This is a genomic window from Acinetobacter higginsii (genome assembly GCF_000369525.1).
In the GTDB taxonomy this organism is placed as follows: Bacteria; Pseudomonadota; Gammaproteobacteria; order Pseudomonadales; family Moraxellaceae; genus Acinetobacter; species Acinetobacter higginsii.
This window is the reverse complement of the sequence record NZ_KB850072.1, coordinates 867,437-890,772: the sequence shown is the minus strand read 5'-3', so window position 1 is coordinate 890,772 and position 23,336 is coordinate 867,437. Positions and strand designations below refer to the sequence as shown.

The following is a 23,336-nucleotide window of genomic DNA, read 5'->3' as shown; positions in this document are numbered from 1 at the left end:
AAATAAGTGAATATCATAATTTCCTGCACCTTAGCGTGCTTTTTTGATACCATTCCCGTTTAGATTTCACCTGTAGTTTTCTTTTTTATGACCGCTTCTTACCAACAGCAACTTCAAGAGAAAGTTGAACGTATTACCACACAGTTTGCATCGTTCAATCCACCAGCTTTAGAAGTGTTTCAATCGCCTGAACAACATTTCCGTATGCGTGCAGAATTTCGTCTCTGGCATACCGAAGATGATTTGTTCTATGCCATGTTTGAACGTGCTGAAGATGGAAAACAAAAAGAAGTTATCCGCGTGGATGCGTTTCCGATTGCAGATCAAAGCATCAATGATTTGATGCCACGTTTATTAGATGAATTAAAAGCAGTTCCTATTTTATCGCAACGTGTTTTTGAAGCAGACTTTCTCTCAACATTAAGTGGCGAGATGCTAGTCACCCTGATTTACCATCGTAAATTAGATGCTGAATGGGAAACAGCAGCTAAAGCGCTAGCTGAAAAACTGAATATTAAAATCATGGGCCGTAGTCGTGGCCAAAAAGTGATTATTGGTGATGACTACGTGGTGGAACAACTTAATGTTCACGGTCGTACCTTTAAATACAAACAAATTGAAAGCAGCTTTACCCAGCCGAATGCGCAAGTGTGTCAACATATGTTGGAATGGGCTTGTGATGCTGCACAAAAGTCCGAAAAAGACCTTTTAGAATTGTATTGTGGTAACGGTAACTTTACCTTACCACTCTCGTTGAAATTCAAACGTGTACTCGCAACTGAACTGGCTAAATCTTCAGTCTACGCGGCGCAATGGAACATTGAGCAAAACCAGATTGAGAATATTCAGGTGGCGCGTTTATCTGCCGAAGAGTTTACTCAAGCTTATCAAGGTGAACGTGAATTTAGACGTTTACAAGAAGCTGAGATCGACATTCAAAGCTACGATTTTGACACGGTTTTTGTTGATCCACCGCGTGCAGGCATCGATGATGAAACGCTTAAACTATTACAAGGTTTTGAACGTATTCTGTATATCTCATGCAACCCAGATACCCTGCATGATAACTTAAAAATACTTAGCCAAACCCATCGCATTGTGAAGTTTGCCATGTTCGATCAATTCCCTTTTACCCATCATGTGGAATCAGGTGTTTTACTTGAAAAGATTTAAACAAATTATTTCAACGTAACAAGATAATATAAAGGGTTCGAGTAACCCTTTATTTTTGTTCAAAGTATATTTATAAAAAAGTGATGTTTTTCAAAGGTCAAGTCATTCAAATGTCATAATTTCGTTAGACTTTAAAAGGCTCATCGAAAAAATTGAAGTTCAACTGCTGCTTTTATCACTTAAGCTGACTTGTATTTTATTTTAAAGCGGCTATATTTCGAGCTATGTTAGGTTGTATATGAAGGCTCTATGAGTTTTTGGCAAAAACTGTTCAATGCAGATGAACAATATAACGAACACAAGAACCAAACTTCTTGCGTTGAAAACGATTGTTCTTGCAAAACCAATGAACAACTGTTGGATGCTTTAGTTAAAGCTACAGATGAAGATGTGATTAAAGGCATTAAGAAAGTACTGATTTCTCGAGGTTACAGCCGCAAAGAATTACTTGCGATGATCAAGCCGCCGATCCAATAAAAATAAGCCCCCCCTGATCTCTTTCTATCAAGAGATTAGGGTCATCTGCATTACATGCACTTTTCTCTATTCACTTCTGCAACGATTGGCCCTAAATTAAAAGTTTTATCATGGCGTTTGGTTTGTGCTGAATACACACTGGAAATCGAGCCATCTAAATACAATGCATTGTCTATTTTCAACTGCTGCTTAAAAAACAGGGCAAATTGATAAAAACTGACGCGTTGCTGTGAAATCACAAAATACAACTGATTCCCTTTAATACCCACCCCATTTCTAATTTTTAATGAATTCGAGTCAGCAATAAACTGGCTGTTGATTTTCCCGTGATAGACCAACATTGGCCCTGACTGTGTTGCAAATTTTGCTTTAAATTGATCATGCTTATAATCAGCAGTGGTTTTAATCACAGCCTGTTGGTCATTCCAAGCAACTACACCATTAGGCTGCATAAAGAAATTACCAAAGCCCTTCGCGACATTAAGCTTAGCCAACTCCTTGCCATTTTCGATATACAATCCTACGGGTTGAAAATCTGCATGATACATTCCTGCATTCATTGCAAAATTAAGCTCCTCACAAGCAGATAGCTCTTTTTGGATAGCTGCAAACTTCTGATAATAACGATTGCTCTGAGGTTGCTTTAAAAATAGTTGCAACTGATTTAGATGCTCAACTTTAATCACATCATATTTTTGTTGATTCAATTGCAAGGTTTCATGCTGCATCGCATGTACAGGTGAACTCGCTAAAAATGCAAACGATAGGGAAAACCATTTTTTCATCATAAATACGAAGTTAAGCCTAGATTTTCCTGATTGTCCCATAGCAAGGCATACTGCAAAATAGCAGATACAAACACCACACATAATCATGAACTAGATGCTGCAAATAGGCTCGATTGATTCACATTTTTTCACTAAAATACCAGTGTAAACATCATAGTATCGACATGCAGCAAAAACACCCGCGCTATTCAATTGGCGCTCACCTCATCGTAAAACACTTTGGCTATAGCCATCATGGTATCTATGCAGGTCGTGGACGGGTTATTCATTATTCAGGGTTTGCACATATTTTTAAAAAGCATCCGATTGAAATGACATCTATCCAGCGTTTTGCCCGTGGTAAGCCAATCTATACGAGACATTATCAATCCCCACGCTACAAAGCCAAAGCTGTTGTACGGCGTATGCGCTCACGCATGCATGAAAATCACTATCACCTCATTATTAATAACTGTGAGCATTTATGCACATGGGCAATCACAGGAATTGAATCCAGTACTCAAGTTGAGCGTATGCAGCGTCGTTTAGCAACCATAGGTTACGTTAGTTCTGTTATGAGCTATATGAATAGCCTAATGCTCACTGTTGCCACCGCATGTTTTGCCATCGTTTTATATATTAAAGTTATGCTACGTCGGCAAACAAAGAAATCTGTACCAGCCTATTTACGCCTCAAAGAAAAACGACCGAAAAAATAAGATTTGCCTCTAGTTCAAAATGTTATTTTTCACGCAATTATTGCTTTTTAATTTATCTTGCTTTAGTATTTCTAGCGATACACATCGTATCGCATCCATATCGAGGGTTTTATGTTGGAGATAGCAGTAATCTGGTAACTACATTTCAATCACATATTGAAATTGGTTATCTTCGCGAATTTTTTGGCTTCAAGCCTAACTTTGCTTCTGATTACTTATATCTGGATAACAACATGAACTTATCTAAGTCCGAACAACGGACACTTCACGTCTTGGCTAAAGGCGGAAAAATCGTAAAACTCCGCAATGACGCTGGTCAAACCATCGCTGTAGAATGCTATAGCCGAGAAGGTTTCTTGCTGTCTGATTGCAACCTAGAAGTTTTTAATAAGCTAAGAAAGAAAAGACTGATCAAATCCTGTAATGGGCAGCCCTATCAAATTAACCTACATGGGCTTAGATCTGTACGTCCTCAGTTAGACAATCGTTAATCAACAATCATAGGGTTTGGATAAACCCATGATTGCTCTTAGATATGTCTATCATACTGTTGGGTCAATCGGGTCTATCCAAATTACATATGGTTTATTTTTGAGAAAGAAAATGGAACTAAACCTAATTCAAAATCGCTTAACATTTTTACGTGAAGCGGAAAAATTAAAAAACGTGACTCGCTTTTCGCATACATCGAATGGCCGTCAGGAAAGTACCGCAGAACACAGCTGGCGTTTATGCTTAATGGCGGTGGTTTTTGCAGATCAATTTAAAGACATTGATTTGGAGAAGTTACTAAAAATGTGCTTAATTCATGACCTTGGCGAAGCCATTCATGGTGATATTCCTGCCATTCTGAAAGATCAGTTTCCAGCTAAGAATCAGCAGGAAAAACAGGATCTTTATCAATTAACCGAATGTTTAGATAATCAACCTCAAATGTTGATTCGATCACTTTGGCAAGAATATGAAGATGCAGCAACACCAGAAGCAAAAATCGTTAAGGCACTAGATAAGTTAGAAACGATCCTTCAACACAATCAAGGAATTAACTCACCTGACTTTGATTATGAATTTAACTTAAGTTATGGAGAGAAATATACAAATGACTCTCCATTACTCAAACAAATTCGAGCAATTTTAGATCAGGAAACACAAGAGAAAATGAAGATGAATATACATATTCGCGATGAAAACCCATCTGACATTGAGAGCATTTTTGATTTAACCAAAGCTGCTTTTGCAACAGAACAACATTCAAGCCATACCGAGCAATTTATTGTGAATGCACTACGTAATTCCAATCAGCTCACGCTTTCCCTAGTCGCGGATTGTAACAATAAGATTATTGGTCATATTGCCTTTTCACCCGTGCAGATTTCTGATGGCACAACTGGTTGGTATGGACTTGGTCCGATCTCGGTACTTCCAGAATATCAAGGTCAAGGAGTAGGCTCTAAACTGATGCATGCTGGCTTAGAAGCACTCAAAGATTTAGATGCTGTCGGTTGCGTTCTACTTGGTGACCCACAGTATTACAGCCGATTCGGTTTCAAAGCAGATTCAAGACTGGTATTAGCTGGCGTACCTGCCGAATATTTCCAGATCTTGCCATTTACAGAAGATGTCCCGACAGGTGAAGTGGTTTATGCGGATGCATTTAATGCCACAGCATAAGTTCACAGACTAAATCACATGAAAGTAGAAGTTCGTATCGAATCGATGTGAACTTCTATTCTTTCAACAAGACAAAATCGTGACTTCTGAAGCCTGCAAGACTGCCTCAAATGTCTCTGCATACCCTGCAATCAACTCAGCTTTATCCGTTCCATTGATGATTCGCCGAGCACCTATATAATCTTTCTTATTTTGGCAGATGTAATTAGACAATTTCTTACCAGTAAACATCCCTTTTTTCATTCCAACAATCATGACACGAGCTGCAATATCCGCTTGTAAAGCCAGTTTCGGATTTTTCACTAAATCAATTTTTAAGTAATCCCCCATTCGCTTATAGTTTGCCAACCAAGTCAATTGCACATAGCCATAGCCGATATAGGGATAATATTGCTTAGACTTTAGATACTTTTCTGAACCATATTCAATCACGGGTTGCATCGTTTTAGCCGTTTCGTGCCAAGCCGTTGCCAAGATATAAGCGGCTTGGGCAGATGTGATCGCCCCATCTTCATCAAGCACTGAAACCAGAAAATTGATTCCATCGACCTGCAACTGACTTAATTTTCCAAATGTGTGGCGCAAAATATCGAAACCGTCTTGTGTTATTTTCATGTCATTTTCCTCTTTATAATAAAAAACCGCCCGAAGGCGGCATTGGATTGTTTTTTCTTTAGAATTTGTCTTTAAAGTCTTTCACCTCTTTTGCTACATCCAAAATGGTTGAATCTTCTCGTGCATTAATATAATTAAAGGTCCAACGAATAATCGCCCATACTGGCAAACCACAAAGAAAGTACAGACCTCCCAAGGCAAATGCGCCATATGGGTTTTGACTCCACTCTTGCAAGCCAAAATGCTGAATCACAAAAGCACCTCCGGCAATGCTGCCAACTGCTGTTGAAATGAGTGAAACCACCCATTCACGTCGAGACTTGGGTAACCGTGTCATAATCACAACCATCCAAGCCAAAAACATAAAAGTGAGTGCCATCATGACAATAAAAAAAACTCCATAAGATTTAATTACGGCTGCAATCCCTGCACCCGTTGAAACAAACTCTGTCATTATTTTTCCTCCATAAATAGAAAGGCCCTAACTTATTCAAAGTTAAGGCCTCGATTGACATTTTAAGCAAAACCACATAACCGACTACTCTAAATTCATTTTGATCACCATTGCTTAATTATTTAATTTAAATTCATACTATTGTGGATAATGCGTTATCCAACTTTGCTGATCATGAAACTGTACAAAATCACCTGCATTCACTTGTAAGCCCAAGATTTCACCTTTACTGGTTAAGTGATAATAAATATTGTCTTCAAGTGCTAATGGCATTTTATAATCCAAGCTGACATAGGCCTCTCGCAGATCAAAATCCAGTTGCATTAAATCTTCTTGTGCAACAATGTGATAATACTTCGGCAACTTTAGGGAATTGGTTGAATGCCACTCTCCAACAAGTTCATAGTCGACATAGACCTTCATCGATTGAGAGCCAGTAATCTCAAAGGTCACAATTGGGTTTTCTGAGGGGTTAGCTTCAATAAAAGTGACGTTATTCAGACTATTATATTCGCCCAAAGTCACCACAAATTTATCATCCAAAAAATAGCTATGAATGACAAATCCACGCTCAACTTGGTTTAACTTCACCTGATGTTCAGGTTGCTGATCCACACCTAAAATGACAATTGACCGATGCGTTGTATTTGCGCTGCTAAAAGAAAATTGACCTCTCTGTGCTTGGAAATAAGCAGATAAAGATACTTGGCACGCATCCTTCATTTTGACAGAACCTAATTGAGCGTTCCCTTCAATATATTCAGTCGCTGTGAGATCGGCTGTTGTTTGCATAATCGCAGGCACAATCTCGGCATAAGAAAGAATATCTAAGTGTTTAATGGAGAAAGTGCCCAGCATCATTTTATTTGTACAATTCATTTTAATCACCTTCAGTTATTTTCGGCTTTAAGCCGCTATCAATAGACAACAACTAACAATCCGTAGATATAAAAAAACTCGGCCTCTATAAGAAACCGAGTTTTAGGCAATAAAAAAGCCCATCTATTAAATGAGCTTTTTAATTATGATCGAAAATTTTATATTACGACCAGCATAATAAAAATATAGCTTAGTTTCCTCCAAAATGGAATCATTAAATCACTGTTTCTTTGTAAACATTTCTTTCCTTAATTTTCTTAAAACTAATGTATAAATACTAAAATTGATAGACCTCAATCAAAGTTCATTCACGAAATCATTTATATATGCTTTTGATATCATTCTTATTTAGAATTAAAAAGGTTTATACAATATTTGTAGTTTCCTCTTTGCTTACATGCCCTCCAACATGGACACATGAGCAAAAATTTTCCATCTAATTGTATTTTATTGATTTAGAAACAGCAACATCATAGCATCTAGAATCTAACCGAACAGGCTTCCTCGGAAACAATAAATTCGAGCTATACATTGAATAGAAAATTCCGCCACAGACAATAACAATTAAAGTCAAAATGGATGAATGTTTTTTAACATTAATAGTCTCCTTATTCTTAGATATATTTATATTACCCACAAATTAAAAGCCCACATGAAAATGAGCTTTTAACCAAGAATACTTAAACAATAAAATTAGAATAAATATAATTACAAAGTTGATAATTATATCTATAAAATATCATACCTTCATTATCTTATAAGTATCTTTTCTATATTGCCCTATTGTAATTTCTGCTTCTTGAATTGCAGTTTCAAGCACATTTATGAGTTTAATCTCATAACATTTCCATGTCTTTCTATAACAATCAAGACTCATTTGATGGCGACTGATCCCAGCATAAGCAAGACGCCCTTTTGCTGTATAGTTTTCCTCTAGATCAGGATCTAATACAAAATCCAGCACCATCCGTGCTACCAACCCTGCTAAATGATACATCGCAATACGTTCTGGCTCTCGCTTTTTATCTCGTACGGCTTGTTCAATAAATACTTTAGCCAAATGCTGGCGGATATCGTCATAGTCTTGCTTGCTTTTATGTTCGAACACAATCAATGCCGTGACTGACTTTGCCAATTGACTTTGCATTGAGGCAATCACACCCAAACGATCCTCATAACTCAATCTTCTCTCACCTGTACCACGCACAAAAGGCTCTAAATTTGGCGAACGCAAGCTTAGCCCCTGCATTAACCATTCAAATTTTTCAAACTTTGCTACATTTGCATTCATAACTTCACCTCTTATTGATTTATATATTTTGTGATTTAGCGATCATTGTATTTGTTGCGTTTAGTGATACTTTTCTCTCGCTTCAACAATATTCATGGCCTGATGAATTTCTTCAAATCGAGCTTTTGTACATGGTCGAGTTGCACTTTTGATTTGGGAAATATAACTATGTGCACAGCCCAAAATACCCACCAATGCTTTTGCCCGTCCCTTATGCGCATCTAACCACTGGCTAAACATCTGAATTTGGGCATCTGTTGCCTGATTGGCGATTCTTATACTTTTCTTTAATTCTTTTTGGGTTTTTTCAGGTGATACAAATTTAGCTATATGATTCGGCCTCGCTTTCAAGCGCTGCTCATATGTATTTTGGATCTTTGTGATTACGTTGCCTTGAGCCAACCATGCTTCAATTTCTGCATCAAGATTTTGCTTAATATGCATGTTTGGATTGATTGCCTTGTTCATGCCGCACCTCCAGCATTTAACCTAATGAATAAGACAATTATATTAGTAAACTAATATTAATTCAATAAGAATACTAATTTGACTTCACATTAGCTTGCTAATATTCTTAATTTATTGATTTAAGGTGCATTAAAATGCTTAAAGATCGGCTCAAAGAAGCAAGAAAAAAAGCCAAGAAGTCGCAAAAAGATGTGGTTGCTGCTGTCGGCATTACCCAATCTGCACTCAGCCAGCTTGAAACAGGACTGGTTAGCTCATCATCACATTTGCCTTCGATTGCTAATTTTCTAGGTGTAGATGCTTATTGGTTACAAACGGGTCAAGGACATGCCACACCGAAAGAATCTGGCCATGAAGATAGTTCAAATATCTCCCCTGTAAAAGCCAATATGGCGCCAGTACTCTCCTGGGTCCAAGCGGGGGTTTTTACCAATGTGGAATCGGTTGATATCACACAAGTTGAAGAATGGCTGCCATTGCCAGATGATTGTGATCACTGCTTCTATTTAAAAGTTCAGGGTCTCAGTAATTACCCTGTCTTTCATGAGGGCGATTACATCTTGGTTGACCCAACAGTGCAATATAGTGATATGCAGTCGGGTGACATGATTGTGGTGAGAAAGCATGAAGATGCAACATTTAAGCGTCTAGTGATCGAAACTGATAATTCAAGATATCTGCAAGCACTGAATCCAGAATTCAAACCCAACATCATTCCACTGGATGAAGAATGTATTTTTGTCGGTGAAGTGGTCGATTCCATTCGCTATATTTACCAATCCAAACGTCGATCGAAGATCAAACATAGCTAATGGGTAAAGACTTATTTATTACTATTCTTATTTAAAGCTAATATTAGCATCTTAATCATTTATACCATCAAACTCATATAAAAAAGCCTAGATGATGATCTAGGCTTTTTTGTTCAACGTCATATTACTTCGCAGCAGTTGCTTCAGTAGTAATATTCACAGTGATCTTGTCACCAACATTAGGCACATAGTTACCGATACCGAATGCAGAACGGTTAAAGCTTGTTGTTGCATTAAAACCAATTGCAGGTACTTTCGCCATTGGATGCTCGCCTTGTTTATTCAGCACAGCATCTAATACAACAGGTTTAGTCACACCTTTAACCGTTAAATCACCTGTGATTTTGAAGTGTTTCTTGTCTTTGGTTTCTACTTTAGTACTTTTGAAGGTAATGTTTGGATATTTCGCAGCATTAAACCAAGCTTCTTCTTGGAACTCTTTATCCAAAGCAGCAACATTGGTATTTACGCTGCTTAAAGGAATAGTCACTTCTACAGATGAATTTGCAGGTTTTGCATTATCAACTTTAATCGTACCTTGGATGTCAGTGAAATTTGCACTTGGTGTAGAGAAACCAAAGTGATTCCAGCTGAATACGGTCGCAGTATGCGTTGGGTCAATTTTATAGTCGACTGGCGCAGCCAACGTTACAGAACTAGCTAAAGCGACTACTAAACCGAGGCTTAATGTTTTAAATTGCATTTTTCGTATCCTTGTTTGATATAGTGATTAGTGTATAGATCATGTATTTTTATTCACTAGTCTTTATAAAACGATATGTTTCACCAGTGCAACAATAAAAGCGTTACAGCGCTTATCAAAAATCAATATCATAAGACCATTCGATACTGGACAATTGATCAGCAAGATCACATGATCAATGGGTATATTTTGATTTAGATACTTCACGATAAACAACAAGGTAAAACATGACACATACAGCACAAGCACTTAGTACATCTACACCTTATCGCGTTACATTGACAGATTCTGCTGGCCATACTTGGTATGCAGATGAGCCTGAAGATAAAGGTGGTCAAGATACTGCACCCAACCCTGTTCAGTTAGTACTTTCAGCTTTAGGGGCGTGTACAACGATTACTTTAGAAATGTATGCCAATCACAAAGGGATTAAGCTTGATCATGTTCAGGTTGATTTAGCCTTAAATCCCAATGGTGAACCAGAATCAGGTCACAACAATATTGAACGTAAAATTATCTTAAAAGGTGAATTTACCGAAGATCAGCATAAACGTTTATTAAAAGTTGCTGAAAGCTGCCCAATTCATAAATTGTTAACGTCAAATATTTCGATTCAGAGTGAATTAAGTATTGGCTAAGACATATAAAATATGGTCTTTATGTTAAAGACCATATTTTATAAAAAATTAATCTTGAACTGATAATTCAGTTCCTGACAATCAAATTCTTCCAACATATGCTGTGGAATGATCTGTTTTGCTTCTGGGCTTATAATCATATAAATTAAGTCATACCAATTTACTTCACTTTTGTCATCTGGACAGTAGAAAAGCCCCTGTTTCTGGTCCAATTTAATATATTTTTCATCGACACTTCTTAACTCATAACCACATTTATTGGTTATAAGCATGTTAACCAGTTCCATAATTTTAGTCTTATACTGCGGAAAAAACTCTGGTTTTTCAAAATTATGAACCATATCTAAGCTTGCCATCTTCAAAAAATGTGTTTCATACGTATCAATACAATTGACTCCAAAGACCCGCCAAGTAGATAAATTTTCGATTTCGTTTAAACTCTGAATTAAACAATCTGTATATTTAAATAGATGATATTTAGATAGGTTTTGTTTTGGGTCTTCTGTGAAAAGAATTTCTTTATCAAAAACCATATCAAGTTCGGCCATGGTACTTTGTTTGAATAAAGCTTCTCTAAGTTTTAAACGCCAGTCATCACACTCAAAATAATAAGTCCGGTTAGCAGCGATTCGACAAATTATTGAAAATAAATATGGGTGTATGTAATTCATAATAATTTTTTATTCACCTATAAACCAAAGTGTATTTCATAATTTCTTTAACTTTCTATCACTATTATTTTAAGAAACTCAATGTACATGTGTAAAAAAGCGCCCTTGATCAGGACGCTTTTTTATACCACTTAATTTAATTAAGCAGTCAATTCTTTAACCGCAGCAACAACCGCTTCAGTGGTGATACCGAAGAATTGGAACAAGTCTTTTGCTGGCGCAGATTCGCCGTAAGTGGTCATACCGATCACTTTGCCGTCTAAACCAACAAACTTCCACCAGTAATCTACATGAGCCGCTTCAACCGCTACACGTGCACGGATATGCGCAGGCAATACTGCTTCACGATATGCAGCATCTTGCTTCATAAACTCTTCAGCACATGGCATAGACACTACACGTACACCTTCAAGTTGTGCATATGCTTCCATTGCCAATGAAACTTCTGAACCTGTTGCAATGATGATTGCCTTCAATTCACCTTTCTCTTCAGCAAGTACATAACCACCTTTTGCAGCGTTTTGAATTTGAGCTTCATTACGTGCTTGGAATGGCAAGTTTTGACGAGAGAAAATTAATGCTGATGGACCATCTTTACGTTGTAGCGCAGATTTCCAAGAAATTGCAGCTTCAACTGTGTCACATGGACGCCATGTATTTAAGTTCGGTGTACCACGTAACGATGCAATTTGTTCGATTGGTTGATGCGTAGGACCATCTTCACCTAAACCGATCGAGTCATGCGTATAAACATGAATCACACGTTGCTTCATCAATGCAGACATACGTACCGCATTACGTGCATATTCCATAAACATCAAGAATGTTGCAACGTAAGGAACGAAACCACCGTGTAAAGCCACACCATTCGCAATTGCAGTCATACCGAATTCACGAACGCCGTAATACACGTAGTTACCCGCTGGGTTTTCTTGTACGCCTTGGCAACCTTTCCAAAGTGTTAAGTTAGAACCCGCCAAGTCAGCAGAACCGCCTAATAATTCAGGAAGTAATGGGCCGAATGCCTGTAAAGTATTTTGGCTTGCTTTACGTGTTGCAATGGTTTCTGCTTTTGCATTGGTTTCAGCAATGAAAGCATCTGCTTGCGCTGCAAATTCAGCAGGTAAATCGCCATTGATACGACGTAATAATTCAGCTGCTTCAGTTGGATATTTTGCTTGGTATTGAGCAAACAATTCATTCCAAGCTGCTTCAGAGGTTTGACCTTTTGCTTTTGCATCCCAAGCTGCATACACATCTTCAGGGATAACAAATGAATCTTCTTTCCAGCCTAATGCTTCACGAGTTAAAACGATTTCGTCTTTACCCAATGGCGCACCGTGGCAATCTTCTTTACCTTGTTTATTTGGTGAACCTAGACCAATAATCGTTTTACAGATGATGATGGTTGGTTTATTGGTTTCAGCTTTTGCTTCTACAGTCGCTTGACGGATTGCATTAGCATCATGACCATCTACACGAAGAACTTGCCAGCCATAAGCTTTGAAACGTTGTTCAGTATCATCGCTGAACCAACCTTCTACTTCACCATCAATCGAAATACCATTGTCATCATAGTACGCAACAAGTTTACCAAGACCTAAAGTACCTGCAAGTGAACATACTTCGTGAGAAATACCTTCCATCAAGCAGCCATCACCTAAGAAACAGTAAGTGAAGTGATCAACAACATTTAAACCGTCTTTGTTGAACTGAGCTGCTAAAGTTTTTTCAGCTAATGCAAAACCAACTGCATTTGCAATACCCTGACCTAATGGACCAGTTGTTGTTTCAATACCAGGCGCATAGCCATATTCTGGGTGACCTGGTGTTTTAGAATGTAATTGACGGAATTGTTTTAAATCTTCAATAGATAACTCATAACCAGTCAAATGCAATAATGCATATTGCAACATTGAGCCATGACCATTTGACAATACGAAACGGTCACGGTTCGCCCATTGTGGGTTCGTCGGGTTATGATTTAAAAATTCACGCCAAACAACATCAGCGATATCTGCCATCCCCATTGGTGCACCTGGATGCCCTGAGTTTGCTTGTTGCACAGCATCCATTGCCAAGACACGAATTGCGTTTGCAATACGACGTTCATTTAAAGGGGTTGTCATAAGTCAGAATCCGATTAAATCAAATAAGATGAGAGAAGATGAGAAATCATCTTTCAAAAGATGCGACTATTGTCTTAAAAAAACGCCAGTGGGTAAAGTCCAATACACGATATTTCTTATTTTTCACGCATTCATTTGGCATTCTGGGAGCAAATGTTCATGTGATAGACAACACACTTCTTTGCTAGACACAATTTTAGGCCCTAAATTACAGATTTATTCATATAAAAAGGCGTTAATATCAGTTTCCCTGATACACATATCAATAAAAACATAATGAAAATGAAATAAATTCATGCTTTTTAGTCAGCTTATGCTAGTCCTCTGCGTCAAGTCGATGTAACATACTCTGTCTTTTTGAAAATACCAATGATAGGACGTTCATGCGCGAGTATGCTGTTTTTACTTCAGAATCTGTAAGCGAAGGTCATCCAGACAAAATGGCTGACCAAATTAGCGATGCAATTTTAGATGCAATCCTAAAAGAAGACCCGTATGCGCGTGTCGCTTGTGAAACATTAGTAAAAACAGGTGCGGTTGTTCTTGCTGGTGAAATCACAACAACAGCAAATGTGGACTTTGAAGCGATTGTACGTCAAACCGTAAATGGTATTGGCTATCACCATTCTGATTTAGGTTTTGATGGTTCTACCTGTGCCGTCATCAACATGATCGGTAAACAATCTCCTGAGATTGCACAAGGTGTTGACCGCCAAAAGCCAGAAGATCAAGGTGCTGGCGACCAAGGTTTAATGTTTGGTTATGCAAGCCGTGAGACTGATGTTCTCATGCCTGCTCCTATCTCTTATGCGCACCGTTTAATGGAGCGTCAAGCAGAATTACGTCGTTCAGGTACATTACCGTGGTTACGCCCAGATGCGAAAAGCCAAGTGACATTTGCTTATGAAAATGGCAAACCTGTTCGTTTGGATGCAGTTGTATTATCAACACAACACGATCCTGAGATCTCTCAAATTCAGCTTAAAGAAGCGATTATTGAAGAGATCGTTAAGCCGATCATCCCAGCTGAAATGTTCCATGCAGGCACTAAATTCCATATCAACCCAACAGGTATGTTTGTAATTGGCGGCCCTGTAGGTGACTGTGGTTTAACTGGTCGTAAGATTATTGTAGATACTTATGGCGGTATGGCACGTCATGGTGGTGGTGCTTTCTCTGGTAAAGATCCATCGAAAGTTGACCGTTCTGCTGCTTATGCTGGTCGTTATGTGGCAAAAAACATTGTTGCTGCTGGTTTAGCAGATAAATGTGAAATCCAAGTAAGTTATGCAATCGGTGTAGCAGAGCCAACATCGATCTCTATTAATACGTTCAATACAGGTAAAGTATCAGATGAGTTGATTATTCAACTTGTACGTGAACACTTTGACTTACGCCCGTATGGTATTACACGTATGTTGAACCTGATTCAACCGATGTATAAGCAAACTGCAGCTTATGGCCACTTTGGCCGCGAAGGTTCAGACTCTGCCTTTACTTGGGAAAAAACAGATAAAGTTGAAATCCTTAAAGATGCAGCTGGATTGTAATCCATAGTGCTCTTCTATAAAAAAGCTCGCAAATGCGAGCTTTTTTATTTACCCCAAATTATTTAGCAGAATCTGTATTATCTTGCTTAAACATCTCAAATAGTGAATTGCTTTGAACGGGCTGATCTTCTTGATGATGTTGCGTATACAAATGCGCAAGCTTGATAACAACGACAACGGCTAGACATGCGGCAACACAGAACATCCATAAGCCATACGGACTACGGATATGATGAGAGCCACAATGTGGACACTCTTTATCAGTTGATGCAACAACCTTGTCACAACATGCACAATGATATTGATATAACATCATTAATTCCTCCTACCACTTATTTTTTATTTTCTTTTTACAACAATTTCAAATGTCGCACTTTTATCCTATGAAAAAAAAACTGAGAATTCAATCTAGTTTTCTGACCTATTCATTCAAATTAACAATTTTTTATGACAATTTGATTAGAATCTCGATTTTAAACAAATCTTTAAGTTCTTAATATTATTTTGATCTTTCACATAATTTGATAAAATAATCTTTTGAAACTGTGGAATACATCATGACCGAATTAATTAATAAAGGTGGATTTCGAGAACGTGCAAATCGCAGCCGTAAATATAAACAGTCAGAAAATGAGATAACAACCCTTCAACCTAGCCACTATCAGCCACAAAATAAAGAAGCCGATCTGCCTGCCACCCCAGAACCAGCTCAGAATCCACAAGAACAAAAAGATAAGACATAAAAAAGCACACGCTATTGGTGTGCCTTTTTATCTACATAGAACTGAATCAGTTCACGTCTTTAAACTCAATTTTCTTTTGATCAGGTTTTACTTCACGCGCTTCGCCATCAATAATGGTTGAGTCTCGATATTGACCACCACCTTGCTGATTTTGCATGTCCTGCATTTGGCGCATTAGATCAGCAAATGGATTCTGTCCTGTAGCACCACCAGCGCCCATACCTCCCATCATTTTATCCATCATGGCTTGCTGACGTTTGGCCATCGTTTTCATCAGTGCATTACGAAACGCCGTTTGAACAGGTGGAATTAAAACCAACACTGCCAATACATCAGAAATTAAACCGGGAACCATCAATAGAAAACCAGACATCGCCAGTGCTAATTTCTTGGTGACCGCTGGATCAGCACCTAATTGGCCTGTCATCTGCATTTGCTGCAATTGAGGCATAATGCTCGATGTACTTGAACGAACCATATTCAAGCCAATGAAGAATGCGATAATGAACCAGAAAAAGACATACCACATACTTCCAACGAGGTCACCCACGCCAATCCAAACTAAAACTTCGGCAATTGTGCCAAATACCACGATAAGAAGTAGATTCATGTCAAATCTCGAAAATTAAAACCTTGTGCAATCTTGAAGAATCAATCCTGACACAACAAATAAAATAAACTCAATAAAGTAATTGATGGGTACATTTCTCAATTTATCAAGTCTGATATGATAGCTTGTATAAAAAAGCTCCCAATTAAATTTAATCTAATTGAGAGCCTCAATAATTTCTATCGATTAGCCACAAGTTGCTTGGATAATCTTCTTAGACTGCGGATCAATCGTTACTGTTACACGATTTTCACGATAATCCATAGTGACAGGCTGATTTGGTCCTACACTGCGAACAATCTCAGACTTAGTTTTTTGTTTGATTTGATCTTCGCTTAATCCAGACTGACCAATTAACTTTGTCGCTTCATCTGCTAGGCATTTTGGCTGACTTGCGCGGAACAACTCCCACTCTTCAACCACCTGTCCATTTGGTAAATTACAGTATCCAACCTGACCATTGGCTTCATTCTTAATTTCCAACTGACCACCTTGCTCTACGCAATATTTGCTTGCAGGGTTCGCCATACCAATTTTTGGCGGGGTCATATCTTTATTTGGTGTTGCTGAACACGCCGCCAATGAGGCTACAATTGCACCTAAGAGTAAGATCTTTTTCATAATTTGAATTCTGATAAAGTGAAAAGGCAAAGATAACAAAATAATGTCGATTATTATGTCTATGATTTGAAACAAAAAGAACTTACGCAAAAAAGCATGGGCTGCATAAGGATGTAACCCATACTTTTTCATTCACAAACTTATCCAATAGAATAAAGATACGCTTATTGAATAATGATGTATTCCAACCGAATAGCCTGATCAATCAAGTAATGCTCTTTGATAATATAAAAGTAAGGTCGTGTATCCACCCACTCATCCATTGCCATAAGAGCTTGCGTATACCCCGTTGCCGCTGAAAAATCTTTAACTTGTATAATATCCATGGACTTCATCCTTTTTTATTTAGCCTAACATATTATATTTATTCATATATAGAACAAATTGAAGTCGAATAAGTCATTTATACACCACTCATCTTTCAAGCTTAAGAAACATAAAAAATGTCTCACAAGGTGGAGACATTTTTATTAGAAATGAAGAAAATCGAATATTAAAACGAAACCATTTTGCCAGGATTGAGCATTCCAGTAACACCATACCAACCTTTTGACATTGGAATCGCTAAGGGCGCCAATAAACGACCAAATAAAATATCGTTGTGCTGAATTTTAGTGAGCATTGCATAATCGGTGTTCTTAGCTGAAAAATCATCTGCAATTGCTTTACCTATACGGACAGTTTGCGCCACACCATGCCCACTCCAGCCATGTACCGCATAAATTGGAAATTTATTGCCAAATTTTCGATTATCAGTTGCGCCATTCATAGTCAAATCACTGACACCACTCCAGCAAAAGTCCATTTCGACATTTTCAAGCTGCGGAAAAACTTTATTAATTCGGCCCAATAAATATTGATTCATTTTGGCGGCAGACCAACTTGTGCCTGTACCTTGCCCACCAAAAAGCAATCTATTCTTAGAAACACCACGATAATAATCAATCTGTAATTGCGTATCGTAGACAGGATGATCGTGTGGTAATAATTCAGTAATTGGCATCTCTAATGGCGCCGTAACTGCGATATAGGTATGAAATGGAATTGCTGTTTGTTTCTTTTCAGGAAGCAATTTAAATGCATTATGATGTACTGCAATCACAACACTTTTACGTGCTTTAATCACACCCGATGCCGTCTGCACATAAACTCCATCTGCTTGCTCAGTGATCGACAACACTTCCGTTTGTTCAAACACCCGCCCGCCATTCTTGCAGAAGCCATGTGCCAAAGCACGGTTAAGTGCCAATGGATGAATATGGCCACCCAAGTTATCGACCAAACCACCTTTATACAGGTTGGACTTGATCAACTCTTTTAATTCATACTCACCCACAACTTTCGTATGATCCTCACCCAAATACTTCCGAGCATCTGCACCTTGAGTCAAGGCAATCAAATGTCCCTCATGTACCGCAGCGGTAATATGTCCACGTTTACGCGCCAAATTTACAGCATACTTTTCAGCAATTTGATCAATTAAAGACATTGCTTCCGTAGAGATAAAATGCCAAAGTCTCTTGGCATCTTCATAACTAAAGCGCTTAATCATCTCCTCAGCTTCCCAACGCGCCAAACCTGGGGTAAGCTGCCCACCATTTCGACCTGATGCTGCGGAGCCAATGCGATTCTTTTCAACCAGAATCGTATCAACACCCTGCTCAGCCAAATGTAATGCTGTTGAAGCACCTAACAATCCACCACCGATCACAACTACATCACATTCTTGATCTGCTGATAAAGCATCAAAACAATGCCAGTCCTCTAAAGAACTCTCATAATAGTTTGCAGGATGATCAAATTGACCGTGTTTCGGATTAACCCAATTCCACTCACTCGAATTTTTATATGCTTTACTTTCTTTAAAAACAACATCATCTAAATGCGCTGGTTTCTTTATATCACCAAACATTCTAAATTCACCTAAAACAATTTTTTACCGATTAGTACAAGCAGCTTATCGCAGAAAAATTGAGTAACAAAACCAGAATCTTTCAATAATTTTGATAGGTATATCCGTAGCCGAATCTTCCATCAATATACTCAGATTATGAAACCAATTAAATTTGATGTGCCCAGATCTTCAAGCATCGACGATAAAAATGAGGTGATTCAATAAAAATCAATAATTGAAATTAAAAAAGCACCCGAAGGTGCTTTTCTCTCTTATAGGCTAGTTGCAATCAATACCACAAAGCTGAATAACAATGTACCTAAAGATCTCTTGCAATGTACATGAACTTCTTGCTCAAACCCTTGAGCATACGGCTCCAAGTTTTCCATAACTTTAACGCTCATTAAATGTACTACACTTATTAATTTGCCTAACAAATCAATAGAAATAAATTAGCAAAAAGTCGTATATCTCGCTAGTGCAATTTTTCAACCAAATGGTGAATTTATGACAAAAATCGACACTTAATACAAAATAATTTTAAAAAAGAGCCTGCTTTACATCAAGACATAAAAAAAGCCCACCAAAGTGAGCTTTTTTTAAATATCGCGCTTAGTTTTAAGCAACGACAGTAATACCACTTGCTTGAGGGCCTTTTTTACCTTCAGTAATTGTAAAAGACACACGTTGACCTTCATGTAGCACTTTGAAACCACTGCTTTGGATTTCGCTGAAATGAGCAAAAACGTCTTGTCCAGAGTCTGCATGAATAAAGCCAAAACCCTTAGTTTCGTTGAACCACTTAACTGTACCAGTCACAGTATTAGACATATATTTAAACCTATTTTAAAAAATTTGGGGCGCTTAGCAGCGAGCAACTTGGAATCATAAACTCTGAGAGGAAATCTGATAAAACGAAAGGTTTATCTACAACTATATCAGATGCAAGATTTTCTGAATCAACAGCGTTATTCTTCTAGTTAGCTTTCACTATACACGACTTTACATTTTTCACGCAATCTCTATCTATCAATCCTACACCCTAAGTCTTTTTTCCGTGCGTTATTCAGGACCAAGAATAAATAGAAAATAATTTTTTCAATTAATTTTCAGGTACTTAAATTTAAATATTTTCATCTAAATTCTAAATTATGATTTTTATATAAATTTTTAACATATTATTTCATTTTTTTTAATCTCAAATATTCGCTATTTCACCCAATTCAAATTGTTTTAGCCACAAAAAAAGCCCACTGTTGTGAGCTTTTTTTTCACTGGTCTAAAGTAATTAGATAACAGTAATTAGAGTTGCTTGTGGGCCTTTTTTACCTTGACCAAGAACAAACGAAACGCGTTGGCCTTCATTCAATACTTTGAAGCCCTTGCTTTGGATTTCGCTGAAATGAGCAAAAACATCTTCGCCAGAGTCAGCTTGAATAAAACCAAAACCTTTAGTTTCGTTGAACCACTTAACAGTACCAGTAACTGTATCAGACATACCTTTAAACCTTTTAAACTTTGTTCATTTATGAATTAAATCAAAATTTTTACATCATGATTTAATACAATCTATCCTTATTGAATAGATACTACAAGTATGTGAACCATTTATGTCAATCGATAAAGTTGATTAACATCCGTATAAAAGCTTTTCCCGTCCAAATTAAAGTCAATTTCTTGACCTGATTCCAACAGGATCTTCTTTCCTACTTCTACCCATTTAAAACCATTCAGCGTATTTTGCTGACGCTTTAAAGGGATGATTCTCACACAAATTTCATTGCCATTACTGGCTTTGGCTACACGCCATTCATTAATAATTTTCAACACAAAATCACTCATTTCTGAGCTCAAGTGATCGATTTTGATTTACTATAACACTAGATAGATGAGAGAGGATAGCTACATTTCTAGAATCTAATAATTTTTAGCTTTATTTAGGGTTATTTCAGCTAACTTTATTACTGTCTATTCTTTTAGACAGTAACGTTAAATACATCACAGAGCATAACTAATTTAATTCGGTTGGTAGCGGGAGCTGGATTTGAACCAACGACCTTCGGGTTATGAGCCCGACGAGCTACCAGACTGCTCCATCCCGCACCGACGAGTTAGCTTTATACGCACATCTTCCCCACAATGCAAATTATTTTTATAAAAATCGCTTAATTTATCAATTAATGTCTAAATTACACACAAAGTGATCAAAACTCACTCTTATTCAATGTGTCTGAGTTAAACTTGCAAATGAGTTCTCAATTTTCAGATATTGAATAAATCAACCAAGATTAGTTCAATAAAACAACTATTTCATTATAATTCAAAATTCTACAAAAATATTATGCAGTAAAAAGCCCATTATGTAACAATATCATCACCCTTTCATTTATATAGTGCTGCATGTCATTAATTATTGGTATTGACCCTGGTTCACGCTTAACAGGTTACGGAATTATCGAAAAAGATGGCAATAAGCTGCGGTTTGTTGATGCAGGAACCATTCGAACTGAAACACAAGAAATGCCTGAACGTTTGAAACGTATTTTTGCGGGTGTCGAACGTATCGTTAAATTTCATGGTCCAACAGAAGCAGCGGTCGAACAGGTATTCATGGCACAAAACCCCGATTCGGCTCTTAAGCTCGGTCAGGCCCGTGGCGCGGCAATTGCTGCATTGGTGAATCTAGATTTACAAGTCGCAGAATACACAGCACGTCAAATCAAGCAGTCTGTTGTCGGTTATGGCGCAGCAGAAAAAGAACAAGTTCAGCTCATGGTAATGCGTTTGCTTAATTTAACCATCCAACCTCAAGCGGATGCAGCAGATGCGCTTGCTGCTGCAATTTGTCATGCTCATGCGTCAGGTAGTATGAGTAAAATGGCAGTACTCAATGCATTAGGCGGTATGGCACGCGGTCGTAGCCGTTCCAGTAGTAGACGCCGTTAAACGTCTTGATTCACGACTTTATATATCATTTTTGCCATGTCATGCGCTTGTAATCCCCTCATACCCTTTTCAGCCAGCAGATCGCCTGCCTGCGCATGTAGGCTGACGATCTCATGCAATGCAATCTGTTGATGAAATTGAGCTTTTAAACTGGCAATCATCCCTGCCAGCACATCTCCCATACCTCCTGTGCCCATCCCCGCATTTCCCTGCGTACAAATAAATAATTGTTCTTCTAAAATTAAACTACCCGCGCCTTTTAACACCCATCGTCCTGCATAGTTTTGTTGTAACTGTTGAATGGCAGCGATACGGTCTTGTTCTATATCCGCAGCAGTACATCCCAACAGCGTTGCGGCCTCACCCGAATGTGGCGTTGCATAGTGATGGTGGTTTAATTGTTGCGGATGCTTGGCCAGAAACCACAAGCCATCTGCATCAAGCACAATCTCTAAATGTGAGTTTTGCTTGAGTAAAACAATCCATTGTAAATATATTTGCTCTGCCCATCCATCTCGTCCTAAACCCATACCAAAACAGACTGCATCAACTTGCATTAATAGCTGTTGAATGGTTTGCTGATTTAAGACATTAATGTCTCGCACCATAATATTTGGTGAACGTGCCAAAATGGCTTGATGATGTTTGGCATGACAGATCACACTGACTTTGCCTGCCCCTGCATGAAACGCCGCTTCAGCCGCCATAATCACTGCACCGCCCATATCTGCATGACCACCAACAACAAGCACATGCCCATAATTACCTTTGTGTCCAAAGGCTTGACGCTTGGGTAAAACGATTTTTTCGGGTGACAGATAGGCAAGTGGTTTTAATTCTTGGTCAACTGGAATCAAACTCAGCAAATGTAGTTTCCCCACATATTGCTTAGCCTGACCCGTAAATAAACCTGCTTTGTAGCCTAAGATCGTAAAGGTTTGATCGGCTTGTACTGCGCAAGGCAAAGCTTGTCCTGTATTGGCCTGTAATCCACTAGGGATATCGATTGAGACTTTTAAACCTGTTTGTGCATTATACAGCTGAATAATTTCTTGCCAGTTTGGATCTAGCATTCGGTTGAGACCAATGCCAAATAAGGCATCAATATGACAATCAAAAGTGGGCATTTCTTGATGGACAGCATTTTCAGATAAAAGATAATCAACACTTTGAATATCGACTTGATGAGACTGGGCAAATTCCGCGGCTTTTTTTAAATCTACGGATTGTCCAAGTTTTGTTGCAAACACAGTAATGCTAAATCCGTATTGCTTAAGAAACGCAGCAATATAATAGCCATCACCCGCATTATTACCCTGCCCGCACCAAACTGCGATCTTTTGAGTTTTATTTTGCTGGAATTGTTGCATTAACTGTTGTGTAATTGTCCAAGCCGCTTGCTGCATGAGCCCTAAAGATGAGTTTTGCTGAGCAAACCAACGCTGCTCCCATGCTTGGATACTTCGGCTATGGTAAACTACAGCTTGCATGTTTTTCTCCTTATT

At 38.1% G+C, this 23,336-nt stretch carries 28 protein-coding genes and 1 tRNA gene; 10 read left to right on the top strand and 19 right to left on the bottom strand.

Features of this window, described 5'->3' with window-relative positions:
* Positions 1–87: 87 nt before the first annotated feature.
* A complete protein-coding gene (gene trmA, locus F902_RS10165) occupies positions 88–1,173 on the top strand; it encodes a tRNA (uridine(54)-C5)-methyltransferase TrmA (protein ID WP_005203180.1) in 1,086 nt (361 codons plus the stop codon).
* A gap of 249 nt (positions 1,174–1,422) precedes the next feature.
* The gene (locus F902_RS10160; RefSeq protein ID WP_004653128.1) at positions 1,423–1,650 is read left to right on the top strand and encodes a hypothetical protein; all 228 of its coding nucleotides are present in this window, start codon (positions 1,423–1,425) and stop codon (positions 1,648–1,650) included.
* Between the two features lie 50 nt (positions 1,651–1,700).
* Here the strand turns inward: F902_RS10160 and F902_RS10155 are convergent, their stop codons facing one another.
* A complete protein-coding gene (locus tag F902_RS10155) occupies positions 1,701–2,438 on the bottom strand; it encodes a phosphodiester glycosidase family protein (RefSeq protein WP_017402292.1) in 738 nt (245 codons plus the stop codon).
* A gap of 164 nt (positions 2,439–2,602) precedes the next feature.
* On the opposite strand from F902_RS10155, the gene F902_RS10150 reads away from it, so the two are divergent.
* From F902_RS10150 to F902_RS22110, 3 genes are all read left to right on the top strand, one after another.
* Positions 2,603–3,136 (top strand): lecithin retinol acyltransferase family protein, encoded by a 534-nt coding sequence (locus tag F902_RS10150; protein WP_005203178.1) that lies wholly within the window; start codon positions 2,603–2,605, stop codon positions 3,134–3,136.
* 233 nt (positions 3,137–3,369) lie between these two features.
* Positions 3,370–3,627 carry a YjhX family toxin gene (locus tag F902_RS10145; protein WP_005189278.1) on the top strand — a complete coding sequence of 86 codons (258 nt, stop codon included), beginning with the start codon at positions 3,370–3,372 and terminating at the stop codon, positions 3,625–3,627.
* Between the two features lie 112 nt (positions 3,628–3,739).
* Entirely contained in the window at positions 3,740–4,807 is a 1,068-nt protein-coding gene (locus F902_RS22110) for a bifunctional HD family hydrolase/N-acetyltransferase (RefSeq protein ID WP_017402291.1), read from the top strand.
* 63 nt (positions 4,808–4,870) lie between these two features.
* Here the strand turns inward: F902_RS22110 and F902_RS10130 are convergent, their stop codons facing one another.
* The 5 genes from F902_RS10130 to F902_RS10110 form a co-directional block, all read right to left on the bottom strand.
* The gene (locus F902_RS10130; RefSeq protein WP_005203166.1) at positions 4,871–5,422 is read right to left on the bottom strand and encodes a hypothetical protein; all 552 of its coding nucleotides are present in this window, start codon (positions 5,420–5,422) and stop codon (positions 4,871–4,873) included.
* Between the two features lie 58 nt (positions 5,423–5,480).
* Complete coding sequence (locus F902_RS10125) at positions 5,481–5,876, bottom strand: hypothetical protein (protein WP_004807705.1); 396 nt, start codon at positions 5,874–5,876, stop codon at positions 5,481–5,483.
* Between the two features lie 138 nt (positions 5,877–6,014).
* On the bottom strand, positions 6,015–6,755 hold the full coding sequence (locus F902_RS10120) for a hypothetical protein (protein WP_005203165.1): 741 nt from the start codon (positions 6,753–6,755) through the stop codon (positions 6,015–6,017).
* A 739-nt stretch (positions 6,756–7,494) separates the two neighbouring features.
* Positions 7,495–8,046, bottom strand: a complete 552-nt coding sequence (locus F902_RS10115; RefSeq protein ID WP_005203163.1) for a hypothetical protein — start codon at positions 8,044–8,046, stop codon at positions 7,495–7,497.
* Between the two features lie 60 nt (positions 8,047–8,106).
* On the bottom strand, positions 8,107–8,514 hold the full coding sequence (locus F902_RS10110) for a hypothetical protein (RefSeq protein WP_005203155.1): 408 nt from the start codon (positions 8,512–8,514) through the stop codon (positions 8,107–8,109).
* Positions 8,515–8,648: 134 nt separating this feature from the next.
* On the opposite strand from F902_RS10110, the gene F902_RS10105 reads away from it, so the two are divergent.
* The gene (locus tag F902_RS10105; RefSeq protein WP_005189291.1) at positions 8,649–9,326 is read left to right on the top strand and encodes a LexA family protein; all 678 of its coding nucleotides are present in this window, start codon (positions 8,649–8,651) and stop codon (positions 9,324–9,326) included.
* A 124-nt stretch (positions 9,327–9,450) separates the two neighbouring features.
* Here the strand turns inward: F902_RS10105 and F902_RS10100 are convergent, their stop codons facing one another.
* Positions 9,451–10,029, bottom strand: coding sequence for a YceI family protein (locus tag F902_RS10100; RefSeq protein ID WP_005203153.1), 579 nt, complete (start codon positions 10,027–10,029; stop codon positions 9,451–9,453).
* Positions 10,030–10,256: 227 nt separating this feature from the next.
* On the opposite strand from F902_RS10100, the gene F902_RS10095 reads away from it, so the two are divergent.
* Entirely contained in the window at positions 10,257–10,667 is a 411-nt protein-coding gene (locus F902_RS10095) for an OsmC family protein (protein WP_005203151.1), read from the top strand.
* A 38-nt stretch (positions 10,668–10,705) separates the two neighbouring features.
* Here the strand turns inward: F902_RS10095 and F902_RS10090 are convergent, their stop codons facing one another.
* Both F902_RS10090 and tkt read right to left on the bottom strand, forming a co-directional pair.
* Positions 10,706–11,338 carry a hypothetical protein gene (locus F902_RS10090; protein WP_005203150.1) on the bottom strand — a complete coding sequence of 211 codons (633 nt, stop codon included), beginning with the start codon at positions 11,336–11,338 and terminating at the stop codon, positions 10,706–10,708.
* Between the two features lie 140 nt (positions 11,339–11,478).
* Positions 11,479–13,467, bottom strand: coding sequence for a transketolase (tkt, locus tag F902_RS10085; protein ID WP_005203149.1), 1,989 nt, complete (start codon positions 13,465–13,467; stop codon positions 11,479–11,481).
* Between the two features lie 383 nt (positions 13,468–13,850).
* Here tkt and metK point away from each other — a divergent pair, with 383 nt between their 5' ends.
* Positions 13,851–15,017, top strand: coding sequence for a methionine adenosyltransferase (metK, locus tag F902_RS10080; RefSeq protein WP_004653111.1), 1,167 nt, complete (start codon positions 13,851–13,853; stop codon positions 15,015–15,017).
* A gap of 58 nt (positions 15,018–15,075) precedes the next feature.
* On the opposite strand, the gene F902_RS10075 is transcribed toward metK, so the two are convergent.
* Positions 15,076–15,333: a hypothetical protein gene (locus tag F902_RS10075; RefSeq protein WP_004807761.1), complete on the bottom strand. Its 258-nt coding sequence runs from the start codon at positions 15,331–15,333 to the stop codon at positions 15,076–15,078.
* 241 nt (positions 15,334–15,574) lie between these two features.
* Between F902_RS10075 and F902_RS10070 the strand changes: the two genes are divergently transcribed.
* On the top strand, positions 15,575–15,760 hold the full coding sequence (locus F902_RS10070; RefSeq protein ID WP_004807762.1) for a hypothetical protein: 186 nt from the start codon (positions 15,575–15,577) through the stop codon (positions 15,758–15,760).
* Positions 15,761–15,806: 46 nt separating this feature from the next.
* On the opposite strand, the gene F902_RS10065 is transcribed toward F902_RS10070, so the two are convergent.
* The 8 genes from F902_RS10065 to F902_RS10035 all read right to left on the bottom strand — a co-directional run bounded on the left by F902_RS10065 (position 15,807) and on the right by F902_RS10035 (position 20,988).
* Entirely contained in the window at positions 15,807–16,370 is a 564-nt protein-coding gene (locus F902_RS10065; protein WP_005203146.1) for an FxsA family protein, read from the bottom strand.
* Positions 16,371–16,556: 186 nt separating this feature from the next.
* Positions 16,557–16,991 (bottom strand): putative hemolysin, encoded by a 435-nt coding sequence (locus F902_RS10060; protein ID WP_026057544.1) that lies wholly within the window; start codon positions 16,989–16,991, stop codon positions 16,557–16,559.
* 164 nt (positions 16,992–17,155) lie between these two features.
* Positions 17,156–17,317, bottom strand: coding sequence for a hypothetical protein (locus F902_RS22630; protein ID WP_005203143.1), 162 nt, complete (start codon positions 17,315–17,317; stop codon positions 17,156–17,158).
* Between the two features lie 167 nt (positions 17,318–17,484).
* Positions 17,485–18,903: an NAD(P)/FAD-dependent oxidoreductase gene (locus tag F902_RS10055; protein WP_005203139.1), complete on the bottom strand. Its 1,419-nt coding sequence runs from the start codon at positions 18,901–18,903 to the stop codon at positions 17,485–17,487.
* Between the two features lie 600 nt (positions 18,904–19,503).
* The gene (locus F902_RS10050; RefSeq protein WP_004807774.1) at positions 19,504–19,716 is read right to left on the bottom strand and encodes a cold-shock protein; all 213 of its coding nucleotides are present in this window, start codon (positions 19,714–19,716) and stop codon (positions 19,504–19,506) included.
* 457 nt (positions 19,717–20,173) lie between these two features.
* The gene (locus F902_RS10045; RefSeq protein ID WP_004653101.1) at positions 20,174–20,383 is read right to left on the bottom strand and encodes a cold-shock protein; all 210 of its coding nucleotides are present in this window, start codon (positions 20,381–20,383) and stop codon (positions 20,174–20,176) included.
* Positions 20,384–20,493: 110 nt separating this feature from the next.
* On the bottom strand, positions 20,494–20,727 hold the full coding sequence (locus F902_RS10040) for a hypothetical protein (protein ID WP_004807776.1): 234 nt from the start codon (positions 20,725–20,727) through the stop codon (positions 20,494–20,496).
* 184 nt (positions 20,728–20,911) lie between these two features.
* A tRNA-Met gene (locus tag F902_RS10035) sits at positions 20,912–20,988 on the bottom strand.
* 297 nt (positions 20,989–21,285) lie between these two features.
* On the opposite strand from F902_RS10035, the gene ruvC reads away from it, so the two are divergent.
* Positions 21,286–21,831, top strand: coding sequence for a crossover junction endodeoxyribonuclease RuvC (ruvC, locus tag F902_RS10030; RefSeq protein ID WP_004807778.1), 546 nt, complete (start codon positions 21,286–21,288; stop codon positions 21,829–21,831).
* On the opposite strand, the gene F902_RS10025 is transcribed toward ruvC, so the two are convergent.
* Positions 21,828–23,321, bottom strand: a complete 1,494-nt coding sequence (locus F902_RS10025; RefSeq protein ID WP_005203136.1) for a bifunctional ADP-dependent NAD(P)H-hydrate dehydratase/NAD(P)H-hydrate epimerase — start codon at positions 23,319–23,321, stop codon at positions 21,828–21,830. The genes ruvC and F902_RS10025 overlap by 4 nt on opposite strands.
* Between the last annotated feature and the right edge of the window lie 15 nt (positions 23,322–23,336).

Bases quoted from the DNA above. Each gene is read 5' to 3' on its own strand.
- trmA (WP_005203180.1), top strand. From the start codon at position 88: ATGACCGCTTCTTACCAACAGCAACTTCAAGAGAAAGTTGAACGTATT.
- F902_RS10160 (WP_004653128.1), top strand. From the start codon at position 1,423: ATGAGTTTTTGGCAAAAACTGTTCAATGCAGATGAACAATATAACGAA.
- F902_RS10155 (WP_017402292.1), bottom strand. From the start codon at position 2,438: ATGATGAAAAAATGGTTTTCCCTATCGTTTGCATTTTTAGCGAGTTCA.
- F902_RS10150 (WP_005203178.1), top strand. From the start codon at position 2,603: ATGCAGCAAAAACACCCGCGCTATTCAATTGGCGCTCACCTCATCGTA.
- F902_RS10145 (WP_005189278.1), top strand. From the start codon at position 3,370: ATGAACTTATCTAAGTCCGAACAACGGACACTTCACGTCTTGGCTAAA.
- F902_RS22110 (WP_017402291.1), top strand. From the start codon at position 3,740: ATGGAACTAAACCTAATTCAAAATCGCTTAACATTTTTACGTGAAGCG.
- F902_RS10130 (WP_005203166.1), bottom strand. From the start codon at position 5,422: ATGAAAATAACACAAGACGGTTTCGATATTTTGCGCCACACATTTGGA.
- F902_RS10125 (WP_004807705.1), bottom strand. From the start codon at position 5,876: ATGACAGAGTTTGTTTCAACGGGTGCAGGGATTGCAGCCGTAATTAAA.
- F902_RS10120 (WP_005203165.1), bottom strand. From the start codon at position 6,755: ATGAATTGTACAAATAAAATGATGCTGGGCACTTTCTCCATTAAACAC.
- F902_RS10115 (WP_005203163.1), bottom strand. From the start codon at position 8,046: ATGAATGCAAATGTAGCAAAGTTTGAAAAATTTGAATGGTTAATGCAG.
- F902_RS10110 (WP_005203155.1), bottom strand. From the start codon at position 8,514: ATGAACAAGGCAATCAATCCAAACATGCATATTAAGCAAAATCTTGAT.
- F902_RS10105 (WP_005189291.1), top strand. From the start codon at position 8,649: ATGCTTAAAGATCGGCTCAAAGAAGCAAGAAAAAAAGCCAAGAAGTCG.
- F902_RS10100 (WP_005203153.1), bottom strand. From the start codon at position 10,029: ATGCAATTTAAAACATTAAGCCTCGGTTTAGTAGTCGCTTTAGCTAGT.
- F902_RS10095 (WP_005203151.1), top strand. From the start codon at position 10,257: ATGACACATACAGCACAAGCACTTAGTACATCTACACCTTATCGCGTT.
- F902_RS10090 (WP_005203150.1), bottom strand. From the start codon at position 11,338: ATGAATTACATACACCCATATTTATTTTCAATAATTTGTCGAATCGCT.
- tkt (WP_005203149.1), bottom strand. From the start codon at position 13,467: ATGACAACCCCTTTAAATGAACGTCGTATTGCAAACGCAATTCGTGTC.
- metK (WP_004653111.1), top strand. From the start codon at position 13,851: ATGCGCGAGTATGCTGTTTTTACTTCAGAATCTGTAAGCGAAGGTCAT.
- F902_RS10075 (WP_004807761.1), bottom strand. From the start codon at position 15,333: ATGATGTTATATCAATATCATTGTGCATGTTGTGACAAGGTTGTTGCA.
- F902_RS10070 (WP_004807762.1), top strand. From the start codon at position 15,575: ATGACCGAATTAATTAATAAAGGTGGATTTCGAGAACGTGCAAATCGC.
- F902_RS10065 (WP_005203146.1), bottom strand. From the start codon at position 16,370: ATGAATCTACTTCTTATCGTGGTATTTGGCACAATTGCCGAAGTTTTA.
- F902_RS10060 (WP_026057544.1), bottom strand. From the start codon at position 16,991: ATGAAAAAGATCTTACTCTTAGGTGCAATTGTAGCCTCATTGGCGGCG.
- F902_RS22630 (WP_005203143.1), bottom strand. From the start codon at position 17,317: ATGGATATTATACAAGTTAAAGATTTTTCAGCGGCAACGGGGTATACG.
- F902_RS10055 (WP_005203139.1), bottom strand. From the start codon at position 18,903: ATGTTTGGTGATATAAAGAAACCAGCGCATTTAGATGATGTTGTTTTT.
- F902_RS10050 (WP_004807774.1), bottom strand. From the start codon at position 19,716: ATGTCTAATACTGTGACTGGTACAGTTAAGTGGTTCAACGAAACTAAG.
- F902_RS10045 (WP_004653101.1), bottom strand. From the start codon at position 20,383: ATGTCTGATACAGTTACTGGTACTGTTAAGTGGTTCAACGAAACTAAA.
- F902_RS10040 (WP_004807776.1), bottom strand. From the start codon at position 20,727: ATGAGTGATTTTGTGTTGAAAATTATTAATGAATGGCGTGTAGCCAAA.
- ruvC (WP_004807778.1), top strand. From the start codon at position 21,286: ATGTCATTAATTATTGGTATTGACCCTGGTTCACGCTTAACAGGTTAC.
- F902_RS10025 (WP_005203136.1), bottom strand. From the start codon at position 23,321: ATGCAAGCTGTAGTTTACCATAGCCGAAGTATCCAAGCATGGGAGCAG.